The following is a 19,004-nucleotide window of genomic DNA, read 5'->3' on the forward strand; positions in this document are numbered from 1 at the left end:
CTTGAAAAGGGATCCGGGAAATTCCGCCGGTCCGGAAATAGGTTCTTGATAAACAAAACTCAGGATCCGGAGGAACATCATTTCAATTTCTGAGAGTACCCTTTAAATGTAATGAGTGTTTCTCCATTCCCGTGGGTATGCTGATTTTCCAAAAGTATCTCTTTTCCTTGATGAACCTTCATAACTGTTCAGTGTAAAAATTCATACCCTCGGTCCATGCATCCCTTTACGCTCTGAGCCATATGAGCAAAGCCGTCAGGATGAAAAATATCACAATGGCGGCAGTATCCCTGCCTTCCCACACGAGCCGCCGGTATTTCGTCCGGCCTTCTCCGCCCTGGTAGCCTCTCGCTTCCATTGCTGTCGCCAGTTCCTCAGCTCTTTTAAAAGAGCTGACAAATAACGGAATGAGCAACGGTACGATCGCTTTAATCCGATCCTTTATGGGGCCGCTTGAAAACTCCACACCCCTTGCCATCTGTGCCTTCATAATTTTATCTGTTTCATCCATGAGCGTCGGGATAAACCTCAACGAAATGGACATCATGAGAGCCAGCTCATGGACAGGAAAATTCAAGCGTCTTAATGGATTCATTAAGCTTTCCAGGCCGTCTGTCAACGTAATGGGCGTCGTCGTCAATGTCATCAATGTCGTGACAAACACCAGCAGGAAGAAGCGAATCGATATGAAGACAGCCATCCGGAGTCCTTCTTCATGTATATTGATGCCGCCAATTTGAAAAATGACATCCCCCTCTTTGTTAAAAAACAGCTGCAGGAAAAACGTAAAGATAATCAAAATGATGACGGGCTTTAAACCATTGATCAAAAACCGGATGTTCATTTTGGACAGAGCAATCAACAAAAGCACAAAAGTGACCAGCAGGCTGTAAGTAACCACATTATTCGCCAAAAAGACAATCAGAATAAAACCGAATACGAAAAGCAGCTTTGCGCGCGGATCCAAGCGATGCAGGGCAGAGTCTCCCGGAATGTAACGTCCAAAAATCATTTTCTCCATCATGAGGGATCACCGCCCTGTTTTTTCAGTTGAGCCAGAGCTTCTGACAGTTCTTCAAGGGAAAGATAGGTTTTATCGAACTTGATATTCATTTGCTGCTCCAGCTTATATTGGAATTTAACCACCTGGGGGACATCCAGCCCCAACTCAAGCAGCTCCGCAGGATTGGAGAAAATGCTGGCGGGATCTCCAATTTTCTGTACCCTGCCTTTATGCATAATGACAATTTCATCCGCATATTTAGCCGCATCTTCCATACTGTGAGTTACTAGAATCGTAGATAAATTTTTTAATGTATGCAGACGATGAAACAAGTCCATAATCTCTGTCCGTCCCCGCGGATCCAGCCCGGCTGTCGGCTCGTCAAGAACCAGGACATCCGGTTCCATGGCGAGCACTCCCGCAATAGCCACTCTTCTCATCTGGCCGCCTGATAAATCAAACGGGGATTTTTGAAGAACGTCTTCCGGGAGTCCAAGCTCTGTAACCAGCTCCCTTGCCCTTTTCTTTGCTTCTTCCTCAGGTACACCGTAGTTCATCGGACCAAAACAAATATCCTTTTCCACCGTTTCATCAAAAAGCTGGTGTTCGGGAAATTGAAAAACGATCCCGACCTTTTGCCGAATATCCTTCAGATTCTTCTCTTTTCTCCCGGCTTCAAGGGTTCGGTCGCCTATGACCACCTTTCCCTTTGTCGGAAGCAGCAGTGCATTTAAATGCTGGAGAATCGTTGATTTTCCGGATCCGGTGTGACCGATCAGCGCCATAAATACACCGGGTTTGATGTTTAAGTTCACGTCTTGAATGGCCAGATGCTCAAAAGGCGTACCGGCTGAATAACGATATTCTACTTCTTGAAATGTAATTTCCACAGATCATTCACCAACTCTTCATCTGTCAGGTACATTTTAGGCAAGTCCAACCCTGCATTTCGCAGTAAGTGACTCATCTTCACCGGAAAGGGAATGTCCAAGCCCAGCGTAACCAACTCCTCTTCCAGCTCAAAGATGTCTTCGGGTTTTCCTTCCTTATACACCTGGCCTTTATTCATGACAATGATGCGGTCCGCTTTTGCAGCTTCTTCCAAATCATGCGTAATGGAAATCACCGTCAATCCCTGCTCTTCTTTAAGCTCCCTCACAGTTTGGAGAACTTCTTCCCGCCCCAGAGGATCGAGCATGGAGGTCGCTTCATCCAAAATAATGACTTTCGGACGAAGAGCAATCACACCTGCGATGGCCACCCGCTGCTTTTGGCCGCCGGAAAGATGGTGTGGCTCTTGGTTCAGAAATTCAGCCATATGTACCCGGGCCAGGGCTTCCTTTACACGCTCTACCATTTCACTGTGCGGTACTCCATTATTCTCCAACCCAAAAGCCACATCATCTTGCACTGTCGTTCCCACAAACTGGTTGTCCGGACTCTGAAACACCATGCCAATCATCCGGCGGATCTCCCAGATCGACTCTTCACTTAAAAGAAGATTCTGAACCTTGACTGTTCCTTTCTCAGGAAACTGCAAGCCGTTTAAAATTTTGGCGAGTGTTGATTTACCCGAACCGTTATGGCCGACAACAGCAAGCCACTCTCCTTCAGCAACTGAAAAAGAAACATCCTTTAAAGCATAGGTCTTCTGACCCTTATAGCGAAAAGAGATATTATCAATCGTAATCACCGGACCGGCCATCCTCGTCCCCCCTCATGCCTTTGCTTGTTTCATCTCTGTCTATAAATAGAAAAAAGCCTGCACCTTGCTCCGGACACCGGAACGGCGGTGCCTCGTCCCAGGCGGATCCACCGGGGGAGAAGGTGCATGGAGCTAGACAGGATCACATGATTCACTTGTGCCTATCGTAACGCTCTTTTAGCTTTGAAAAATACATGTATAGGTCAGCCCTTCAGCTGCATTTTATAGAAATGGACAGTGCAGCCGTAACTTACCTGCCCGTTAATTTTAAAGAAAAAGGGCAAAAGACCTGCGCCCTGCCCTTTCTTCATCGCGAGTTAAACTAATTCAATAATAACCATTGGGGCTCCGTCTCCACGGCGAGGTCCCAATTTCATAATTCTCGTGTAACCGCCTTGGCGTTCTGCATAGCGAGGCGCGATATCAGAGAATAACTTTTGCAGTGCGTCCTGTTTTTCCTCAGCATTGGCTACCTCCTTACGGATGTATGCCGCTGCCTGGCGGCGTGCATGCAAGTCACCGCGCTTTCCGAGTGTGATCATTTTCTCTACTACGGAGCGAAGTTCTTTCGCGCGCGCTTCAGTAGTTTCAATGCGTTCACTGATGATTAAATCTGTTGTCAAGTCTCGAAGCATCGCTTTGCGCTGAGAGCTCGTGCGTCCTAGTTTACGATAAGACATTCAGGTTTCCCTCCTTCTTGGTGACATGTTTATTTATTCGTTTAGTCGTCTTTACGGAGTTCAAGGCCAAGTTCATCCAGCTTGCCTTTGACTTCCTCCAACGATTTTCTTCCCAAGTTACGCACTTTCATCATATCTTCTTCCGTCTTGTTGGCCAGCTCCTGGACCGTGTTGATGCCTGCACGCTTCAGGCAGTTGTAGGAACGAACAGAAAGATCCAGCTCTTCAATGGTCATTTCCAGAACCTTTTCTTTTTGATCTTCTTCTTTTTCCACCATGATTTCCGCATGCTGCGCTTCATCCGTCAGTCCAACAAAGATATTTAAGTGCTCTGTTAAAATCTTGGCTCCTAAAGAAATAGCTTCTTCTGGGCTGATGCTGCCATTTGTCCAAACATCCAGTGACAGTTTATCAAAGTTCGTCATTTGGCCCACACGGGTATTTTCCACCTGGTAATTCACTCGGGATACAGGTGTGTAAATAGAGTCGATGGGAATGACGCCGATAGGAAGGTCATCTCGTTTGTTTGTATCAGCAGGTGTGTACCCTCTTCCGCGCTGAGCGGTCATACGGACTCGAAAGTTGGCATTGGCTGACAACGTGGCAATGTGCAAATCAGGGTTCAATATTTCAACATCACTGTCATGCATGATGTCAGAAGCTTTCACTTCTCCTTCTCCCTGTGCATCAATTTCTAAAGTCTTTTCTTCGTCCGAATATATTTTTAAAGCTAGTTTTTTAAGATTAAGGATGATAGAGGTAACATCTTCGACGACACCTTCAACTGTTGAAAATTCATGCTGGACACCTTCTACCTGAATAGAAGTGACTGCCGCACCCGGGAGTGAAGAGAGCAAAATACGACGTAAGGAGTTACCCAAAGTTGTACCATATCCGCGCTCCAGCGGCTCCACCACAAATTTCCCGTATCTGGCGTCTTCGCTGATCTCAATCGTTTCTATTTTTGGTTTTTCAATCTCGATCATTCACATATACCCTCCTTCAAAACGTCGAAACTCCGGTTATATCGAATCTTTGGCCGAAATTCCCCTTGTTACACTTCGTCTTTGCAACAACTGTGAGGAAAACGATAAATTCATATATTACCCCATTATGGACAAGTAATACAGAATTTATACAAATTCATTATACACGACGACGTTTTGGCGGACGGCATCCATTGTGAGGAACAGGTGTGACGTCTCGGATCGCTGTCACTTCAAGTCCGGCAGCCTGTAAAGCACGAATGGCAGCTTCACGTCCTGCGCCAGGTCCTTTTACTGTTACTTCAAGTGATCTCATACCATGCTCCATAGAAGCTTTTGCAGCTGTTTCTGCAGCCATTTGTGCAGCAAATGGAGTGGATTTACGAGATCCTTTGAATCCAAGCGCTCCTGCAGAAGACCATGAAACTGCGTTACCTTGAGAGTCAGTGATCGTTACAATTGTATTGTTAAAAGTGGAGCGAATATGTGCAATACCACTTTCAATATTCTTTTTCACACGACGTTTACGAGTGTTAGTTCTGCGTGCCATTGATAAAAACCTCCTTTACCGATTATTTTTTCTTACCTGCTACAGTTTTACGAGGGCCTTTACGAGTACGAGCGTTGTTCTTCGTGTTTTGTCCGCGTACAGGAAGTCCGCGGCGGTGGCGAAGACCGCGATAAGAACCGATTTCCATGAGACGCTTGATGTTCAGGGATACTTCACGGCGAAGGTCTCCTTCTACTTTCAAGCCATCGATGATACCACGAATTTTATCCAGCTCATCATCCGTCAGATCGCGTACGCGTGTATCCGGAGATACACCTGCTTCAGAAAGAACTTTGGCAGCTGTAGTCCGACCGATTCCGTAAATATATGTTAATGCTACTTCTACACGTTTTTCACGTGGAATATCTACACCAGCAATACGTGCCATTCTCTACGTGCACCTCCTTTATTATCCTTGTTTTTGTTTATGCTTAGGGTTCTCACAGATCACCATGACTTTGCCTTTTCTGCGAATAACTTTGCACTTTTCGCAGATCGGCTTTACTGATGGCCGTACTTTCATTTTTTAAACCTCCTTAGGGTGGAGTGCACCACTTACTTGAAACGGTAAGTGATTCTTCCTCTGGTTAAATCGTACGGAGAAAGTTCTACAGTCACCCGGTCGCCAGGTAAAATACGAATGAAATGCATGCGGATTTTTCCTGAAACATGCGCGAGTACTGTATGACCATTTTCTAATTCTACCTTAAACATGGCATTTGGCAAAGTGTCGATAACCTTGCCTTCTACTTCAATGACATCTTCTTTCGCCATCAAACTCGTCTCCCTTCTCTGTAGCTTCCAAAACATCCTCCATGAACTTTCCAAGAGCCCACTGCAATTTCCCGTTCGTGACTTTCCCGGTATCCAACAGACTGTTCCGAACCTCCGGGGAGATATAGTCGAAACATTCCAGGTGCTGGATGTTTTTCTTTTTGGGACGGTCAAATTTCCTCTTGTCGCCATCCGCAATGAAAACAAACCGTTCATTGATGAGTTGGATAACAATTGCGAACTGCCCGGTATCACGCCCCTTGCGGATACAGACAACCTGACCTATTTCGGGGCCGGAATCTGACTCTATCAAACCGGATCACCTGCGCTCACAATCTTGTTAATATCTCAAATCCTGTTTCTGTAATGGCTATCGTGTGTTCAAAGTGTGCACACATTTTACCGTCAACTGTGACTACCGTCCAGTTATCCTCCAATGTTCTAACATACCGGCTGCCTGCATTCACCATCGGTTCAATTGCAAGTACCATGCCAGGACGCAAACGAGGTCCTTTGTTTGGAGGGCCATAGTTCGGGATTTGCGGATCCTCATGTAAGCCTTGACCAATTCCGTGTCCTACATACTCGCGGACAATAGAAAATCCATTGGCCTCCACATACGTTTGGACAGCATGGGAAATGTTTGAAAGACGAGCGCCAGGCTTCGCTTCTTCCAAGCCTTGATATAGAGACTCCTCTGTTACATCAAGGAGTTTTTTTGTATGTTCATCGATATTTCCTACCGGATACGTCCAAGCAGAGTCACCGTGGTAGCCGTTATACTCAGCACCGATATCCAAAGTAATAATATCGCCGTCTTTTAATACCCGGTTCCCCGGGATTCCATGGACAAGTTCTTCATTCACTGATGCACAAACACTTCCGGTAAAACCGTTATATCCCAAAAAGGATGGATAGGCATCGTGCTTTTTAATAAACTTTTCAGCTATCGAGTCAATTTCTTTTGTTGTGATCCCCGGCTGAATGTGTTTAGCCAGTTCCTGGTGAGTGAGCGCTACAATCCGGCCCGCTTCTCTCATAATTTCTATCTCTCGCGGTGTTTTTAAAATAATCATTTTACCGGATCCCTCAAAAGAGCATCTATATCCGAGAATACCTCGTCAATATGCTGCTGGCCATTGATATTTTTTAAATACCCTTTTTCCTGATAGAAATCCAGAAGTGGCTGTGTCTGCTTCACATTTACTTCAAGCCGGTTTTGAACTGTTTCCTCGTTATCATCAGCACGCTGGTACAGTTCACCGCCGCAGCGGTCACAAGTGCCTGCCTCAGCAGGCGGGTTAAAGACCAGATGATACGTCGCGCCGCAATTCTTACAAATACGGCGGCCTGTGAGTCTTTCCATTAAAATATCCTGGTCTACTTCTATATTAATGACATAGTTTATCTTTTTTTTCAGCTCAGAAAGGATGTTTTCAAGAGCTTCGGCTTGCGGGACTGTTCTTGGAAATCCATCCAAGAGGAATCCTTTGTCACAATCCGGCTTGCTTAACCGTTCGCGCACGATGCCGATAGTGACTTCATCAGGAACAAGTTCACCTTTATCCATAAATGATTTTGCCTGCATGCCAAGCTCTGTACCTTCACTGATCGCTGCACGGAACATATCTCCTGTGGAAATGTGCGGGATGCTGTATTTGGCTACAATTCTTTCAGCCTGTGTTCCTTTTCCCGCGCCAGGAAGTCCCATTAAAACTAAATTCATTCATACCGCCCCTTGCATTCATCCGGGTATTCACCCGTCTGTTATTTAATGAAGCCTTTATAGTGGCGTTTTACCAATTGTGCTTCCAGTTGTTTCATCGTCTCAAGCGCAACGCCGACAACAATTAACAATCCTGTTCCGCCGATTTGGGCAGCTTCAGGCAATCCTGCAAATTTGATAAAAAACACAGGCAGAATAGAGATCACCGCCAGGAAGATCGATCCGACAAACGTCAGTCTGTACAGAACACGTGTCATATACTCTTCCGTGTTTTTACCCGGCCGGATACCTGGTATATAGCCGCCTTGCTTTTTCAGATTTTCAGCAACTTTTTCAGGGTTTACCTGAACAAAGGCATAAAAATAAGTAAAAGCAATGATCAATGCAACAAATATGATCATCCCAACCGGTTTCGTATAATCAAAAAACGACTGGATCGTGCTTGCTACTTGATTAGAACCAAAGAAAATCGTTATCGTTTGCGGCACCATAATAAACGCGCTTGCGAAGATGACCGGAATAACACCTGCAGCATTTACCTTTAATGGCAAATGTGTATTTTGTCCTCCGGCAGGGCTGCGCCCGTCCATTCGCTTGGCATACTGGATTGGAATTTTCCGTAATGCCTGCTGGACAAATACGACGCCGACAATAATAGCTATAACAGCAAGCAGGATAAGCAGCATGACGATAATTCGGATAAATAGGTCGTCTCCTGCGCCTTCGAACTGCTGAGCATAAATCATGTTTACAGCGTTTGGAATCCCAGCGACAATTCCCCCAAAGATAATAATGGAAATGCCGTTCCCTACGCCATGTGATGTGATTTGCTCGCCCAGCCACATCAGAAATGCAGTCCCAGCAGTCAGGACGATGGCAATGGTAATATACGTGCCAAACCCGGGATTTTCAATAAGTTGAAGCTGGGTCATCCGGTTGAATCCGAAGGACATGCCCAACGCCTGGATGAACGCAAGAACAATGGTAAAGTAGCGAGTAAACTGCGCGAGTTTCCTTCTTCCAACTTCACCTTGTTTCGACCACTCCGTAAACTTGGGCACGACATCCATCTGCAAAAGCTGAACAATAATGGATGCCGTAATGTACGGCATGATTCCCATGGCAAAAATGGAGAAGTTTTGCAGGGCACCGCCGCCAAAAATATTCATAAAGCCAAAAAGACTGGCTTGATCTTGCATTTTCAAGACGTCCGCATTTACACTCGGAACAGGGATAAATGCCCCGATCCGGAAAACGACCAACATCAGTAAAGTGAAAATGATTTTCCTTCTAATATCCCGCACACGCATAAGGTTGGAGATCGTTCGAAACATTAAACCACCTCAGTTGAACCGCCGGCAGCTTCAATAGCCTCTTTTGCAGCAGACGAGAATTTGTTCGCTTTTACAGTTAACTTTTTCTCGATGTTGCCTTTTGCAAGAATTTTGATGCCGGACTTTTCATTCCGAACAACTCCAGTCTCAATTAACAGCTCAGGGGTAACTTCCGTTCCGTCTTCAAAGCGATTCAGGGCATCAAGATTCACAACCGCATACTCCTTGCGGTTAATGTTTGTAAAACCGCGCTTAGGCAAACGCTGAAATAAAGGTGTTTGACCACCTTCAAAACCAGGGCGCACACCTCCGCCTGAACGGGCATTTTGTCCTTTATGTCCTCTTCCGGACGTTTTGCCATTGCCGGAGCCAATTCCTCGCCCAACACGGTTGCGTTCCTTGCGTGCACCTTCAGCAGGCTTTAACTCATGAAGTTTCATACTGCGCACCTCCTTATCTATGTGTAGATTATTGTTCTTTAACTTCTACAAGATGGGAAACTTTTTTGATCATTCCCCGGATAGCTGGATTGTCATCGTGTTCGACTGTCTGGTGAAGCTTGCGCAGACCCAATGCTTTCACTGTGTCGCGCTGATCTTGTGTCCGTCCAATCAAGCTGCGTTTGAGGGTAACTGCCAATTTTTGTGCCATGAAATTCCCCTCCTTAACCTAACAATTCTTCTACAGATTTATTACGAAGCTTTGCTACTTCTTCTGCACGTTTTAAGTTTTTGATCCCTTCGATGGTTGCACGAACCATATTGATGGGTGTGCTGGATCCAAGGGATTTTGATGTGATGTCCGCTACTCCGCCGAGTTCCAATACCGCACGGACAGGTCCTCCTGCGATAACTCCGGTACCCGCACTGGCAGGTTTTAAAAGTACTTGGCCGCCGCCGTAGCGTCCGACAATTTCATGTGGAATGGTTGAACCGACCAACGGTACTTCAACCAAGTTCTTTTTGGCATCTTCAATTGCTTTGCGGATGGCTTCAGGAACTTCTTGTGCTTTTCCTGTACCGAATCCGACATGACCATTTTTGTCACCTACTACAACCAATGCAGTAAAGCGGAAACGGCGTCCACCTTTCACAACTTTTGCCACACGGTTTACTGTAACTACGCGTTCTTCCAGTTCAAGTTTGTTCGCATCAATTTGACGCATGTAGTCTGTCCCTCCTTTTTTCTTTAGAATTCCAATCCGTTTTCACGTGCTGCATCCGCCAATGCTTTCACACGTCCATGATATAAGTAACCGCCGCGGTCGAATACGACAGATTTAATGTTTTGTTCAGCTGCTCGCTTTGCAATAAGTTCTCCCACTTTCTGGGCAGCTTCTACATTGCCGGCAGACTCGATATTCAGCTCTTTGTCTAGAGTGGAGGCACTTGCCAATGTAATGCCTTTTTCATCATCGACCAATTGAGCGTAAATGTTTTTGTTAGAACGATAAATGCTTAGACGCGGACGCGCTCCTGTTCCGCTGACTTTCGTACGGACACGTGCATGTCTTTTCTTGCGCACTTTGTTCTTGTCGAGCTTTGTAATCATGCGAGTCACTCCTTTCAATGCCTAGCGGCTTTATTTACCTGTTTTACCTTCTTTACGGCGTACATATTCGCCTTCATAGCGAATTCCTTTACCTTTGTACGGCTCAGGAGGACGTACAGCGCGAATGTCAGCTGCCAATGCACCGACTCTTTCTTTGTTGTAGCCTTTTACAATAATTTTTGTATTAGATGGTACATCAATTTCAATTCCATCTTCAGGTTCAAACTCAACCGGGTGAGAGTAACCGACGTTCAGCACAAGCTTCTTGCCTTGCTTTTGCGCACGGTAACCGACACCGACAAGATCAAGGGATTTTTCAAAGCCCTTGGAAACACCTTCAACCATGTTTGCAACCAAAGAACGTGTAGTTCCGTGCAAGGAGCGGTGTTCCTTTGCATCAGACGGGCGTGTTACATTGATAACATTATCCTCGATGCTGATGTTGATATCTGAATTAAATGTATTTCTCAGCTCACCTTTTGGCCCTTTCACTGTCACGGTGTTTCCGTCTTTTGTAACAGTGACGCCAGAAGGAATTTCTATAGGTTTATTACCAATACGGGACATTGTGTTGCACCTCCGTTCTTTTTCCCTAAATTACCAAACGTATGCAAGTACTTCGCCGCCGACTTGCTTCGCTCTCGCTTCTTTGTCGGTAAGTACTCCTTGTGATGTTGAAACAATCGCGATTCCTAAACCGTTCAATACTTTTGGAACTTCATTTGCTTTCGCATAAACGCGAAGGCCCGGCTTGCTGATACGTTTTAATCCGGTAATTACGCGCTCGTTATTTGCTCCGTACTTAAGAAAAATGCGAATGATTCCTTGCTTGTTGTCTTCGATAAATTCAAAGTCACGGATAAAACCTTCCTGCTTAAGGATTTCAGCAATGTCTCTTTTAAGCTTGGAAGCAGGGACTTCCAATTTCTCATGGCGAACCATGTTCGCGTTTCGAATTCTTGTAAGCAAGTCTGCAATCGGATCAGTCATAACCATTTATATTTACCTCCTTCCCAATATCGGGCTTACCAGCTGGCTTTTTTAACGCCTGGAATTTGACCTTTATAGGCTAATTCCCGAAAACAGATTCGGCATAGTTTAAATTTGCGGAGAACAGAATGCGGACGGCCGCAGCGTTCGCAGCGTGTATACTCTTGAACTTTAAATTTAGGCGTACGCTTCTGTTTGACTACCATAGATTTCTTAGCCACTATTTCGCCTCCCTTATACGATTACTTTTGAAATGGCATTCCAAATTCAGTTAATAGTTCGCGTGCTTCTTCATCTGTTTTGGCAGTAGTAACAATCACGATGTCCATTCCACGAACTTTGTTTACTTTATCGTAATCAATTTCTGGGAAAATCAGCTGTTCTTTGATACCGAGTGTATAGTTGCCGCGACCGTCAAAAGCTTTTTTGGAAATTCCTCGGAAGTCACGGACACGTGGCAAGGATACAGAAATCAATTTGTCAAAGAACTCATACATACGATCTCCGCGAAGTGTCACTTTCGCACCGATAGGCATTCCTTCACGAAGACGGAATCCTGCAATAGATTTTTTCGCTCTTGTAACAACTGGTTTTTGACCAGTAATCAGGGTGAGCTCTTCTACTGCATTATCCAGTGCTTTGGCGTTCTGGACAGCATCACCGACACCCATGTTAATTACGATTTTTTCAATTTTTGGCACCTGCATAACAGAATCATAGTTAAACTTGCTCATAAGAGCAGGAGTAATTTCATTCTTAAATTTTTCCTTTAGGCGGTTCATACGGAGTACCTCCCTTCTGCTTACTCGCTAATGATCTTGTCTTTTATGTCTGTATCTAAAACTTCACCGGATTTTTTTGCTACCCGGACACTTTTTACTTTCTCTACACCATCTTTTCCTTTGATGGTTACTTTCTTATGGCCAATACGTGTTGGCTCGTTTGTTTTAGGATCAATGATCATCACGTTTGAAACATGAATCGCAGCTTCCTGATCAAAAATTCCTCCTTGAGGATTTTCCTGGGAAGGTTTTGAATGTTTCTTTACGATGTTAACCCCTTCGACAAGTACGCGTTCTTTCTTAGGGAATGCCGCAAGCACCGTGCCTGTTTTCCCTTTGTCCTTGCCGGAGATGACCATCACTTTATCTCCTTTTTTTACGTGCATGTAAGTCGCACCTCCTTGAGTCACCGATCATGGATTGTTATTAAAGAACCTCTGGAGCCAGAGAGATAATTTTCATGAAGTTTTTGTCGCGCAGCTCGCGAGCTACTGGTCCGAAGATACGGGTTCCTCTTGGAGCCTGATCGTCACGAATAATGACGCATGCATTTTCGTCAAATTTGATATAGGAACCATCCGGACGGCGAGCACCAGTTTTCGAACGGACGATAACAGCTTTCACAACGTCACCCTTTTTGACAACGCCACCAGGTGTTGCATTTTTCACCGTACAAACAATGACATCCCCGATATTCGCTGTTTTGCGTCCTGAACCCCCGAGCACTTTGATCGTTAACACTTCACGTGCACCGGAGTTGTCAGCTACTTTCAAACGGGATTCTTGTTGGATCATTTGTATTTACCTCCCTTCGGATCATCTATCCGAATCAAAAATTAAATGATAACCGCTTTTTCTACGACTTCTACAAGACGGAAGTGCTTTGTAGCCGATAGTGGGCGAGTTTCCATAATACGAACGATATCGCCTACTTTTGCTTCATTATTTTCATCGTGCGCCTTGAACTTCTTGGAGTACTTCACGCGTTTTCCGTACAAGCTATGCTTTTTGTATGTTTCAACCATAACTGTCACGGTTTTATCCATTTTATCGGAGACAACACGACCTGTGTATACTTTACGCTGATTGCGTTCAGCCATATCCGCAACCTCCTTTCACCTATCGATTGGTTATGCCGATCTCTCTTTCACGAATGATCGTTTTCATGCGGGCGATCCCTTTACGGACCTCACGAATGCGGGCTGTATTTTCCAATTGTCCAGTGGCAAGCTGGAAGCGCAGGTTGAACAGCTCTTCCTTTAAGGACTTGATGTTTTGTTCAATTTCGGCAGTGGTTAATTCACGGATTTCTTTAGCCTTCATTTCGGTCACCACCAATTTCTTCTCGTTTAACAAACTTGCATTTTACCGGAAGTTTATGAGATGCAAGCCGAAGTGCTTCACGAGCCACCTCTTCAGATACACCGGCAATTTCAAACATCACTTTACCGGGTTTTACTACAGCAACCCATCCTTCTGGAGCCCCTTTACCGGCACCCATCCGTACTTCCAGCGGCTTCGCTGTATATGGCTTATGCGGGAAAATTTTAATCCATACTTTACCGCCACGCTTCATATAACGTGTCATCGCAATCCTTGCTGCTTCAATTTGACGGTTCGTAATCCAGGAGGCTTCTAACGCCTGTAATCCGAATTCACCGAAGCTGACTTCAGTACCGCCTTTCGCTCTGCCGCGCATTTTTCCACGGTGTTCACGGCGATGTTTTACGCGTTTAGGCATTAACATGATTAATTTCCTCCTTCCTCGGATTTTTTCTTTTCTGGAAGGATCTCTCCACGGTAAATCCAAACTTTAACGCCGAGCTTTCCATATGTTGTATCTGCTTCGGCATGTGCATAGTCAATATCCGCACGAAGTGTATGAAGAGGAACGGTTCCTTCGCTGTAATGTTCGGAACGAGCGATGTCTGCTCCACCCAAACGGCCGGATACCATTGTTCTGATTCCTTGTGCACCTGCGCGCATCGTACGTTGGATCGCCTGCTTTTGCGCACGGCGGAAAGAGATCCGAGCTTCTAATTGACGAGCGATGTTTTCAGCAACCAGCTTTGCGTCTAAATCAGCTTTCTTAATTTCCACAATGTTGATATGAACTCGCTTGCCGGTCAATTTGTTTAATGCTTTTCTAAGTGCTTCGACTTCACTGCCACCTTTACCGATTACCATTCCGGGCTTGGCTGTGTGGATAGTGATGTTAATGCGGTTTGCGGCACGCTCAATTTCAATTTTGGAAACTGAGGCGTCTTGGAGCCGATTTTCAATGTATTCACGAACCTTAATATCTTCGTGAAGTAAAGTTGCGTATTCCTTATCTGCGTACCACTTAGATTCCCAATCACGAATCACGCCGATACGCATTCCAATAGGGTTTACTTTTTGACCCACGAACTACCCCTCCTTCTTTTCTGATACCACAATTGTAATGTGGCTTGTGCGTTTGTTGATTTGGCTCGCTCTACCTTGAGCACGTGGTCTGAAACGTTTCATTGTAGGACCTTCATCAACATAAACTTTCGATACCAAAAGGTTGTTTACGTCCATGTCATAGTTATGCTCAGCATTCGCAATGGCAGACTTCAAAAGCTTTTCTACAATGGGTGAGGCTGCTTTTGGAGTGTGCTTTAATATAGCAACTGCTTCGCCTACTTGCTTTCCTCGAATAAGATCGACGACCAAGCGTGCTTTACGAGGAGCAATACGAACTGTTTTTGCAACAGCTTTAGCTTCTTGCATCAGGATGCCCTCCTCTCATTAGCGTCTTGTTTTTTTGTCATCTGCGGCATGACCTCTATAAGTACGTGTTGGCGCAAATTCACCGAGCTTATGGCCAACCATGTCTTCGCTGATGTAAACCGGAACGTGTTTGCGTCCATCATAGACTGCAATGGTATGTCCGATAAACGCCGGGAAGATCGTTGAACGGCGGGACCAAGTTTTAATAACTTGTTTCTTATCCGTTTCATTCAATTTCTCTACTTTTTTCATTAAATGCTCATCGACAAAAGGTCCTTTTTTCAGGCTGCGACCCATTCTGGTACCTCCCTTCGTGATTGTGCTACGGTCCGGTAAGTGAACCGTAGGACAACCTCGTTATTTTTTGCGGCGACGCACAATAAATTTATCCGACTTGTTTGTTTTCTTGCGTGTCTTGTAACCGATTGTCGGTTTACCCCAAGGAGTAACAGGTGATTTACGTCCGATTGGCGCTCTGCCTTCTCCCCCGCCATGCGGATGGTCGTTAGGGTTCTTAACAGATCCACGAACGTGAGGACGTTTGCCGAGCCAGCGTGAACGGCCTGCTTTACCAACGTTGATCAGTTCGTGCTGTTCGTTTCCTACCTCACCGACAGTTGCACGGCAAGCAGCAAGAATCATGCGGACTTCACCGGAGTTTAGGCGTACAAGAACATACTTGGATCCTTCTTTACCAAGGACTTGAGCTGAAGCTCCTGCAGAACGAATCAGCTGTCCGCCTTTTCCAGGTTTCAATTCAATGTTGTGGACAACTGTACCGACTGGAATAGAGGAAAGCGGCAATGCATTTCCCACTTTAATATCGGCATCAGGTCCTGACATGACATCCATGCCTACTTTAAGGTTTTTTGGTGCTAAAATGTAACGCTTTTCTCCATCTACATAGTGAATCAAAGCAATGTTTGCGGAACGGTTTGGATCGTACTCAATTGTAGCAACGCGTCCTGGTATACCATCTTTGTTGCGTTTGAAGTCGATCACACGGTATTGACGTTTATGGCCGCCTCCGCGATGACGAACGGTAGTCCTACCCTGGTTGTTTCGGCCGCCTTTTCTGTTAAGAGGCTCAAGCAAAGATTTTTCTGGTTTGTCAGTCGTAATCTCTGAAAAATCCAAGCTCGTCATATTACGCCGGCCATTGGAGGTAGGTTTGTATTTTTTGATCGCCATGTCTTTCCCTCCTCTGCTTGATATAAGATCTTACATTAAAAATTAAACTTCAAAGAACTCAATTTCTTTGCTGTCTTCAGTCAAAGTGACCACTGCTTTACGGCGTTTGTTTGTATAGCCTGCAAAACGGCCCATACGTTTAAATTTTCCTTTGTAGTTCATGACATTGACTTTAGCAACTTTTACATCAAAAATGCTTTCTACTGCATCTTTGACCTGTGTTTTATTTGCTCTGACATCTACTTCGAAAGTGTACTTTTTGTCAGCTGTCAAATCCATGGAACGTTCTGTGATTACGGGGCGCTTTATAACGTCACGTGCATCCATTACCCAAGCACCTCCTCCACTTTATCAACTGCGGCTTTCGTTAAAATCAATGTTTCATGTCCAACAACATCAAGAACGTTGATGCTGTTCGCATCAATAACTGTTACACCCGGGATGTTTCTTGCTGATAGAATCACATTATCCTCTGGAACATCTGTAACAATCAGTGCTTTTTTGCCGACCGGCAGGTTTTCTAAAACCTTGGCAAATTCTTTTGTCTTAGGAGCATCGAAAGATAATGCCTCTACAACAAGTACGCTTTCTTCCAGAACTTTTGAAGAAAGAGCGGATTTAATAGCCAAACGGCGCACTTTCTTAGGGAGCTTATAGCTGTAGCTGCGAGGTACCGGCCCAAACACTGTACCGCCTCCGCGCCATTGTGGTGAGCGGATGGAACCTTGACGTGCACGCCCTGTGCCTTTTTGACGCCATGGTTTGCGTCCGCCGCCCCGAACTTCAGAACGTGTTTTCACTTTAGTTGTACCTTGTCTTATTGAAGCCTGCTGCATGACAATCGCTTCAAATAACACATGGTTGTTTGGTTCGATTCCAAAAATGGACTCGTTAAGTTCTACTTCACCAACTTGTGAACCTTCTTGGTTATATACGGTTACTTTTGGCATGTGATTTCCTCCTTTCTACCAAAAATATTTATTTCACTTTAATTCCTGATTTAATTTCAAGCATTGCTTTTTTCGGTCCAGGGACGTTTCCTTTTATCAAAAGCAAGTTACGCTCAGCATCCACTTTAACAATTTGCAGATTTTGAACTGTAACCTTCTTGCCGCCCATTTGGCCAGGCAGTTTCTTTTGTTTGAAAACGCGAGCAGGGTCAACAGCACCCATGGATCCCGGGCCGCGGTGGTAGTGGGAACCGTGGGACATTGGTCCGCGTGCTTGCCCGTGGCGTTTAATCGCACCCTGGAAACCTTTCCCTTTAGAAATTCCTGTTACATCCACTACATCGCCTTCTGCGAAAATATCAACTTTGATCTCTTGACCAACTTCATATTCATCTAGATTTACGTTTCTCAACTCACGTACGAAGCGCTTAGGTGCAGTTTCTGCTTTGGCAGCATGCCCCTGTTCCGGTTTATTAGAAAGCTTTTCACGCTTATCTTCAAAACCGATTTGAATAGCTTCATAACCGTCTGTTTCCTCAGTTTTCTTTTGAAGAACAACGTTTGGAGCAGCTTCGACGACAGTTACAGGGAGCAATTGTCCATCTTCCGCAAAAACCTGCGTCATACCGATTTTTCTGCCTAAGATTCCTTTGGTCATGAGTCACACCTCCTGTGATTTTTTCATTTATTGATTAAAGTTTAATTTCAATGTCAACGCCGGATGGCAAATCGAGTCTCATCAAAGAATCCACTGTTTGTGGTGTTGGGCTGATGATGTCGATCAGACGCTTGTGTGTCCGCATTTCAAACTGCTCACGGGAATCTTTATACTTGTGAACCGCACGAAGGATTGTGTATACAGATTTCTCTGTAGGAAGCGGAATGGGTCCCGATACATTAGCACCTGAACGTTTTGCTGTTTCCACAATCTTCTCTGCAGACTGGTCTAAAATTCTGTGATCATACGCTTTTAATCTAATCCGGATTTTTTGTTTTGCCATTACTTTCCCTCCTTTTCGCCTATTTTAAAATAGACATACTCCGCGAAAATTTCCCCCACACTCGCCATGGCAAAGCGGCCGGGTGTGTCGGCAACCTTCCGCATCATCGCTGTCAAATGACCAACATTCTACATTATACATACAATAGAAGGCCAATGCAATAAGAAACTTGGATTTATGCCGTTTATTTGACTGTTTTATTATACAAGCGAACACCGGTTTTTTCAACATGGCTTTTTATTCTTTAAAACATTAATAATTCAGCCTAAAATGGCTGAAACGGTGGAAAAAAGTCACCTGCCGGCCGGAGCTGGGGTGTGGCTCCCGTCGGCTTGATGTGCAGGACAGGAATGACTCGTGGGATCGTGCCGATGGGATGACTCTTTGATTCTTTCCTTTATACGTTTTCATAGTTTACAGTTTAATTTAGAAGACGTGCCTCTTAATAAGGAGAGTAGTTTGTCTCAGGACCGCAAACATATTTTGGCAGTCTTTTCCTCCTTGCAGCTGCGGCTTGGATCGCGTGGAGATGGATTTATTCTGGTGCTTTGGCGGCCCATTGCCTCTTCCAGCCTGTTCGGGCCGGTTGGAAACCCCTTGGCGACCATTGTCTTTTGCAGCCGCCTGTTGGGGCGCCTTGAAGATCCCTTGGCGGCCAAATCACACCTGACTGATCTTTTACAGGCACTTTGAGCAAGCCCAGGCGCCCCATTTGACCTTAAACGTTCAATTACGGACGACTTCGACCAGTTTCCTCTTACCGCTGCCTCTACGGGCTTCCCGACCTAACCTTAACAACCTATGTTCATCATCGTCTCCCTTTTTTGCGGTCATCCTATTTCCTTCAACCTTCACCCAATTTCTATTAATGGCTGTCAAGGCCGCCCGCAGGATAAAAACTAAACGGGGCTGTCCAGAAAGTCAGTAAAAACTGATTTTCTGTGACAGCCCTATTTCGTTTACTTCAAAAAAAGGCATACAAAAAAATCGCCCTTTCTAGTAAAATGTAAGTTACCACACCAACATT

General features: G+C 45.1%; 35 protein-coding genes. 1 reads left to right on the forward strand and 34 read right to left on the reverse strand.

The window, feature by feature from the left end; genetic code table 11:
• Nucleotides 1-226 precede the first annotated feature (226 nt).
• The 34 genes from ACFSCZ_RS15250 to rpsJ form a co-directional block, all read right to left on the reverse strand.
• Nucleotides 227-1,024, reverse strand: coding sequence for an energy-coupling factor transporter transmembrane component T family protein (locus tag ACFSCZ_RS15250; RefSeq protein WP_380774977.1), 798 nt, complete (start codon nucleotides 1,022-1,024; stop codon nucleotides 227-229).
• Nucleotides 1,021-1,893 (reverse strand): energy-coupling factor ABC transporter ATP-binding protein, encoded by an 873-nt coding sequence (locus ACFSCZ_RS15255; RefSeq protein ID WP_380774979.1) that lies wholly within the window; start codon nucleotides 1,891-1,893, stop codon nucleotides 1,021-1,023. The genes ACFSCZ_RS15250 and ACFSCZ_RS15255 overlap by 4 nt, the downstream gene beginning before the upstream one ends.
• A complete protein-coding gene (locus ACFSCZ_RS15260) occupies nucleotides 1,869-2,708 on the reverse strand; it encodes an energy-coupling factor ABC transporter ATP-binding protein (protein ID WP_380774981.1) in 840 nt (279 codons plus the stop codon). The genes ACFSCZ_RS15255 and ACFSCZ_RS15260 overlap by 25 nt, the downstream gene beginning before the upstream one ends.
• 317 nt (nucleotides 2,709-3,025) lie before the next feature.
• Nucleotides 3,026-3,388 carry a 50S ribosomal protein L17 gene (gene rplQ, locus ACFSCZ_RS15265; protein WP_380774983.1) on the reverse strand — a complete coding sequence of 121 codons (363 nt, stop codon included), beginning with the start codon at nucleotides 3,386-3,388 and terminating at the stop codon, nucleotides 3,026-3,028.
• Nucleotides 3,389-3,429: 41 nt separating this feature from the next.
• Nucleotides 3,430-4,374, reverse strand: a complete 945-nt coding sequence (locus ACFSCZ_RS15270) for a DNA-directed RNA polymerase subunit alpha (RefSeq protein ID WP_380774986.1) — start codon at nucleotides 4,372-4,374, stop codon at nucleotides 3,430-3,432.
• A 160-nt stretch (nucleotides 4,375-4,534) separates the two neighbouring features.
• On the reverse strand, nucleotides 4,535-4,924 hold the full coding sequence (gene rpsK, locus ACFSCZ_RS15275; RefSeq protein WP_380774988.1) for a 30S ribosomal protein S11: 390 nt from the start codon (nucleotides 4,922-4,924) through the stop codon (nucleotides 4,535-4,537).
• 22 nt (nucleotides 4,925-4,946) lie between these two features.
• Entirely contained in the window at nucleotides 4,947-5,312 is a 366-nt protein-coding gene (gene rpsM, locus ACFSCZ_RS15280; protein ID WP_380774991.1) for a 30S ribosomal protein S13, read from the reverse strand.
• A 21-nt stretch (nucleotides 5,313-5,333) separates the two neighbouring features.
• Nucleotides 5,334-5,447: a 50S ribosomal protein L36 gene (rpmJ, locus tag ACFSCZ_RS15285; protein WP_003156543.1), complete on the reverse strand. Its 114-nt coding sequence runs from the start codon at nucleotides 5,445-5,447 to the stop codon at nucleotides 5,334-5,336.
• 32 nt (nucleotides 5,448-5,479) lie between these two features.
• Entirely contained in the window at nucleotides 5,480-5,698 is a 219-nt protein-coding gene (infA, locus tag ACFSCZ_RS15290; RefSeq protein WP_380774998.1) for a translation initiation factor IF-1, read from the reverse strand.
• Nucleotides 5,676-6,011: an RNA-binding protein gene (locus tag ACFSCZ_RS15295; protein WP_380775000.1), complete on the reverse strand. Its 336-nt coding sequence runs from the start codon at nucleotides 6,009-6,011 to the stop codon at nucleotides 5,676-5,678. The genes infA and ACFSCZ_RS15295 overlap by 23 nt, the downstream gene beginning before the upstream one ends.
• Nucleotides 6,012-6,027: 16 nt before the next feature.
• Nucleotides 6,028-6,774, reverse strand: coding sequence for a type I methionyl aminopeptidase (map, locus tag ACFSCZ_RS15300; RefSeq protein WP_380775002.1), 747 nt, complete (start codon nucleotides 6,772-6,774; stop codon nucleotides 6,028-6,030).
• The gene (locus ACFSCZ_RS15305; protein ID WP_380775004.1) at nucleotides 6,771-7,424 is read right to left on the reverse strand and encodes an adenylate kinase; all 654 of its coding nucleotides are present in this window, start codon (nucleotides 7,422-7,424) and stop codon (nucleotides 6,771-6,773) included. Before ACFSCZ_RS15305 ends, map begins: the two co-directional genes overlap by 4 nt.
• Before the next feature lie 41 nt (nucleotides 7,425-7,465).
• The gene (secY, locus tag ACFSCZ_RS15310) at nucleotides 7,466-8,758 is read right to left on the reverse strand and encodes a preprotein translocase subunit SecY (RefSeq protein WP_380775007.1); all 1,293 of its coding nucleotides are present in this window, start codon (nucleotides 8,756-8,758) and stop codon (nucleotides 7,466-7,468) included.
• Complete coding sequence (rplO, locus tag ACFSCZ_RS15315) at nucleotides 8,758-9,198, reverse strand: 50S ribosomal protein L15 (protein WP_380775010.1); 441 nt, start codon at nucleotides 9,196-9,198, stop codon at nucleotides 8,758-8,760. The genes secY and rplO overlap by 1 nt, the downstream gene beginning before the upstream one ends.
• A 28-nt stretch (nucleotides 9,199-9,226) precedes the next feature.
• Nucleotides 9,227-9,409, reverse strand: a complete 183-nt coding sequence (gene rpmD, locus ACFSCZ_RS15320) for a 50S ribosomal protein L30 (protein WP_380775012.1) — start codon at nucleotides 9,407-9,409, stop codon at nucleotides 9,227-9,229.
• A 13-nt stretch (nucleotides 9,410-9,422) separates the two neighbouring features.
• Nucleotides 9,423-9,923 (reverse strand): 30S ribosomal protein S5, encoded by a 501-nt coding sequence (gene rpsE, locus ACFSCZ_RS15325; protein ID WP_380775014.1) that lies wholly within the window; start codon nucleotides 9,921-9,923, stop codon nucleotides 9,423-9,425.
• A gap of 23 nt (nucleotides 9,924-9,946) precedes the next feature.
• Entirely contained in the window at nucleotides 9,947-10,309 is a 363-nt protein-coding gene (gene rplR, locus ACFSCZ_RS15330) for a 50S ribosomal protein L18 (protein WP_380775016.1), read from the reverse strand.
• A 30-nt stretch (nucleotides 10,310-10,339) separates the two neighbouring features.
• A complete protein-coding gene (rplF, locus tag ACFSCZ_RS15335) occupies nucleotides 10,340-10,876 on the reverse strand; it encodes a 50S ribosomal protein L6 (protein ID WP_380775018.1) in 537 nt (178 codons plus the stop codon).
• Between the two features lie 30 nt (nucleotides 10,877-10,906).
• On the reverse strand, nucleotides 10,907-11,305 hold the full coding sequence (rpsH, locus tag ACFSCZ_RS15340) for a 30S ribosomal protein S8 (RefSeq protein WP_380775019.1): 399 nt from the start codon (nucleotides 11,303-11,305) through the stop codon (nucleotides 10,907-10,909).
• 29 nt (nucleotides 11,306-11,334) lie between these two features.
• Nucleotides 11,335-11,520 (reverse strand): type Z 30S ribosomal protein S14, encoded by a 186-nt coding sequence (locus tag ACFSCZ_RS15345; RefSeq protein ID WP_077111561.1) that lies wholly within the window; start codon nucleotides 11,518-11,520, stop codon nucleotides 11,335-11,337.
• Between the two features lie 21 nt (nucleotides 11,521-11,541).
• A complete protein-coding gene (gene rplE, locus ACFSCZ_RS15350; protein WP_380775022.1) occupies nucleotides 11,542-12,081 on the reverse strand; it encodes a 50S ribosomal protein L5 in 540 nt (179 codons plus the stop codon).
• A gap of 20 nt (nucleotides 12,082-12,101) precedes the next feature.
• Nucleotides 12,102-12,467 carry a 50S ribosomal protein L24 gene (gene rplX / locus ACFSCZ_RS15355; protein ID WP_380775025.1) on the reverse strand — a complete coding sequence of 122 codons (366 nt, stop codon included), beginning with the start codon at nucleotides 12,465-12,467 and terminating at the stop codon, nucleotides 12,102-12,104.
• Between the two features lie 40 nt (nucleotides 12,468-12,507).
• Nucleotides 12,508-12,876, reverse strand: coding sequence for a 50S ribosomal protein L14 (gene rplN, locus ACFSCZ_RS15360; RefSeq protein ID WP_126052138.1), 369 nt, complete (start codon nucleotides 12,874-12,876; stop codon nucleotides 12,508-12,510).
• A gap of 41 nt (nucleotides 12,877-12,917) precedes the next feature.
• Complete coding sequence (rpsQ, locus tag ACFSCZ_RS15365) at nucleotides 12,918-13,181, reverse strand: 30S ribosomal protein S17 (RefSeq protein WP_380775028.1); 264 nt, start codon at nucleotides 13,179-13,181, stop codon at nucleotides 12,918-12,920.
• A gap of 19 nt (nucleotides 13,182-13,200) precedes the next feature.
• Complete coding sequence (gene rpmC, locus ACFSCZ_RS15370) at nucleotides 13,201-13,404, reverse strand: 50S ribosomal protein L29 (protein ID WP_380775030.1); 204 nt, start codon at nucleotides 13,402-13,404, stop codon at nucleotides 13,201-13,203.
• Nucleotides 13,394-13,828 (reverse strand): 50S ribosomal protein L16, encoded by a 435-nt coding sequence (gene rplP / locus ACFSCZ_RS15375; RefSeq protein WP_380775032.1) that lies wholly within the window; start codon nucleotides 13,826-13,828, stop codon nucleotides 13,394-13,396. The genes rpmC and rplP overlap by 11 nt, the downstream gene beginning before the upstream one ends.
• Nucleotides 13,829-13,830: 2 nt before the next feature.
• Nucleotides 13,831-14,487, reverse strand: a complete 657-nt coding sequence (gene rpsC, locus ACFSCZ_RS15380) for a 30S ribosomal protein S3 (RefSeq protein ID WP_380775034.1) — start codon at nucleotides 14,485-14,487, stop codon at nucleotides 13,831-13,833.
• Nucleotides 14,488-14,490: 3 nt separating this feature from the next.
• The gene (gene rplV / locus ACFSCZ_RS15385) at nucleotides 14,491-14,835 is read right to left on the reverse strand and encodes a 50S ribosomal protein L22 (RefSeq protein WP_380775036.1); all 345 of its coding nucleotides are present in this window, start codon (nucleotides 14,833-14,835) and stop codon (nucleotides 14,491-14,493) included.
• Between the two features lie 18 nt (nucleotides 14,836-14,853).
• A complete protein-coding gene (gene rpsS / locus ACFSCZ_RS15390; protein ID WP_380775038.1) occupies nucleotides 14,854-15,132 on the reverse strand; it encodes a 30S ribosomal protein S19 in 279 nt (92 codons plus the stop codon).
• Nucleotides 15,133-15,192: 60 nt separating this feature from the next.
• The gene (gene rplB / locus ACFSCZ_RS15395; protein WP_380775040.1) at nucleotides 15,193-16,026 is read right to left on the reverse strand and encodes a 50S ribosomal protein L2; all 834 of its coding nucleotides are present in this window, start codon (nucleotides 16,024-16,026) and stop codon (nucleotides 15,193-15,195) included.
• Between the two features lie 42 nt (nucleotides 16,027-16,068).
• Nucleotides 16,069-16,353, reverse strand: coding sequence for a 50S ribosomal protein L23 (gene rplW, locus ACFSCZ_RS15400; RefSeq protein WP_380775042.1), 285 nt, complete (start codon nucleotides 16,351-16,353; stop codon nucleotides 16,069-16,071).
• Entirely contained in the window at nucleotides 16,353-16,976 is a 624-nt protein-coding gene (rplD, locus tag ACFSCZ_RS15405; RefSeq protein ID WP_380775044.1) for a 50S ribosomal protein L4, read from the reverse strand. Before rplD ends, rplW begins: the two co-directional genes overlap by 1 nt.
• A gap of 28 nt (nucleotides 16,977-17,004) precedes the next feature.
• Nucleotides 17,005-17,634: a 50S ribosomal protein L3 gene (rplC, locus tag ACFSCZ_RS15410; RefSeq protein ID WP_380775046.1), complete on the reverse strand. Its 630-nt coding sequence runs from the start codon at nucleotides 17,632-17,634 to the stop codon at nucleotides 17,005-17,007.
• A 34-nt stretch (nucleotides 17,635-17,668) separates the two neighbouring features.
• Nucleotides 17,669-17,977: a 30S ribosomal protein S10 gene (gene rpsJ / locus ACFSCZ_RS15415; RefSeq protein WP_018708729.1), complete on the reverse strand. Its 309-nt coding sequence runs from the start codon at nucleotides 17,975-17,977 to the stop codon at nucleotides 17,669-17,671.
• 459 nt (nucleotides 17,978-18,436) lie between these two features.
• Between rpsJ and ACFSCZ_RS15420 the strand changes: the two genes are divergently transcribed.
• Nucleotides 18,437-18,670, forward strand: a complete 234-nt coding sequence (locus ACFSCZ_RS15420) for a hypothetical protein (protein WP_380775049.1) — start codon at nucleotides 18,437-18,439, stop codon at nucleotides 18,668-18,670.
• Nucleotides 18,671-19,004 lie beyond the last annotated feature (334 nt).

Origin of the sequence: Siminovitchia sediminis (assembly GCF_042680885.1) — a bacterium.
Taxonomy (GTDB): Bacteria; Bacillota; Bacilli; order Bacillales; family Bacillaceae_C; genus Siminovitchia; species Siminovitchia sediminis.

Excerpts from the sequence above, each read along its gene's own strand:
- rpsE (WP_380775014.1), bottom strand. The coding sequence starts at position 9,923 with ATGCGTCAAATTGATGCGAACAAACTTGAACTGGAAGAACGCGTAGTT.
- rplE (WP_380775022.1), bottom strand. The coding sequence starts at position 12,081 with ATGAACCGCCTAAAGGAAAAATTTAAGAATGAAATTACTCCTGCTCTT.
- rpsQ (WP_380775028.1), bottom strand. The coding sequence starts at position 13,181 with ATGGCTGAACGCAATCAGCGTAAAGTATACACAGGTCGTGTTGTCTCC.
- rplO (WP_380775010.1), bottom strand. The coding sequence starts at position 9,198 with ATGAAACTTCATGAGTTAAAGCCTGCTGAAGGTGCACGCAAGGAACGC.
- rplC (WP_380775046.1), bottom strand. The coding sequence starts at position 17,634 with ATGACCAAAGGAATCTTAGGCAGAAAAATCGGTATGACGCAGGTTTTT.
- rpmJ (WP_003156543.1), bottom strand. The coding sequence starts at position 5,447 with ATGAAAGTACGGCCATCAGTAAAGCCGATCTGCGAAAAGTGCAAAGTT.
- rplP (WP_380775032.1), bottom strand. The coding sequence starts at position 13,828 with ATGTTAATGCCTAAACGCGTAAAACATCGCCGTGAACACCGTGGAAAA.
- ACFSCZ_RS15270 (WP_380774986.1), bottom strand. The coding sequence starts at position 4,374 with ATGATCGAGATTGAAAAACCAAAAATAGAAACGATTGAGATCAGCGAA.
- secY (WP_380775007.1), bottom strand. The coding sequence starts at position 8,758 with ATGTTTCGAACGATCTCCAACCTTATGCGTGTGCGGGATATTAGAAGG.
- rpsH (WP_380775019.1), bottom strand. The coding sequence starts at position 11,305 with ATGGTTATGACTGATCCGATTGCAGACTTGCTTACAAGAATTCGAAAC.
- rpsM (WP_380774991.1), bottom strand. The coding sequence starts at position 5,312 with ATGGCACGTATTGCTGGTGTAGATATTCCACGTGAAAAACGTGTAGAA.
- infA (WP_380774998.1), bottom strand. The coding sequence starts at position 5,698 with ATGGCGAAAGAAGATGTCATTGAAGTAGAAGGCAAGGTTATCGACACT.
- rplQ (WP_380774983.1), bottom strand. The coding sequence starts at position 3,388 with ATGTCTTATCGTAAACTAGGACGCACGAGCTCTCAGCGCAAAGCGATG.
- rplB (WP_380775040.1), bottom strand. The coding sequence starts at position 16,026 with ATGGCGATCAAAAAATACAAACCTACCTCCAATGGCCGGCGTAATATG.
- rplD (WP_380775044.1), bottom strand. The coding sequence starts at position 16,976 with ATGCCAAAAGTAACCGTATATAACCAAGAAGGTTCACAAGTTGGTGAA.
- rplN (WP_126052138.1), bottom strand. The coding sequence starts at position 12,876 with ATGATCCAACAAGAATCCCGTTTGAAAGTAGCTGACAACTCCGGTGCA.
- ACFSCZ_RS15305 (WP_380775004.1), bottom strand. The coding sequence starts at position 7,424 with ATGAATTTAGTTTTAATGGGACTTCCTGGCGCGGGAAAAGGAACACAG.
- rplX (WP_380775025.1), bottom strand. The coding sequence starts at position 12,467 with ATGCACGTAAAAAAAGGAGATAAAGTGATGGTCATCTCCGGCAAGGAC.
- rpmD (WP_380775012.1), bottom strand. The coding sequence starts at position 9,409 with ATGGCACAAAAATTGGCAGTTACCCTCAAACGCAGCTTGATTGGACGG.
- rpsJ (WP_018708729.1), bottom strand. The coding sequence starts at position 17,977 with ATGGCAAAACAAAAAATCCGGATTAGATTAAAAGCGTATGATCACAGA.
- rplF (WP_380775018.1), bottom strand. The coding sequence starts at position 10,876 with ATGTCCCGTATTGGTAATAAACCTATAGAAATTCCTTCTGGCGTCACT.
- ACFSCZ_RS15250 (WP_380774977.1), bottom strand. The coding sequence starts at position 1,024 with ATGATGGAGAAAATGATTTTTGGACGTTACATTCCGGGAGACTCTGCC.
- rpmC (WP_380775030.1), bottom strand. The coding sequence starts at position 13,404 with ATGAAGGCTAAAGAAATCCGTGAATTAACCACTGCCGAAATTGAACAA.
- rplR (WP_380775016.1), bottom strand. The coding sequence starts at position 10,309 with ATGATTACAAAGCTCGACAAGAACAAAGTGCGCAAGAAAAGACATGCA.
- ACFSCZ_RS15260 (WP_380774981.1), bottom strand. The coding sequence starts at position 2,708 with ATGGCCGGTCCGGTGATTACGATTGATAATATCTCTTTTCGCTATAAG.
- rpsS (WP_380775038.1), bottom strand. The coding sequence starts at position 15,132 with ATGGGTCGCAGCCTGAAAAAAGGACCTTTTGTCGATGAGCATTTAATG.
- rplW (WP_380775042.1), bottom strand. The coding sequence starts at position 16,353 with ATGGATGCACGTGACGTTATAAAGCGCCCCGTAATCACAGAACGTTCC.
- rplV (WP_380775036.1), bottom strand. The coding sequence starts at position 14,835 with ATGCAAGAAGCTAAAGCTGTTGCAAAAACAGTTCGTATTGCTCCTCGT.
- rpsK (WP_380774988.1), bottom strand. The coding sequence starts at position 4,924 with ATGGCACGCAGAACTAACACTCGTAAACGTCGTGTGAAAAAGAATATT.
- map (WP_380775002.1), bottom strand. The coding sequence starts at position 6,774 with ATGATTATTTTAAAAACACCGCGAGAGATAGAAATTATGAGAGAAGCG.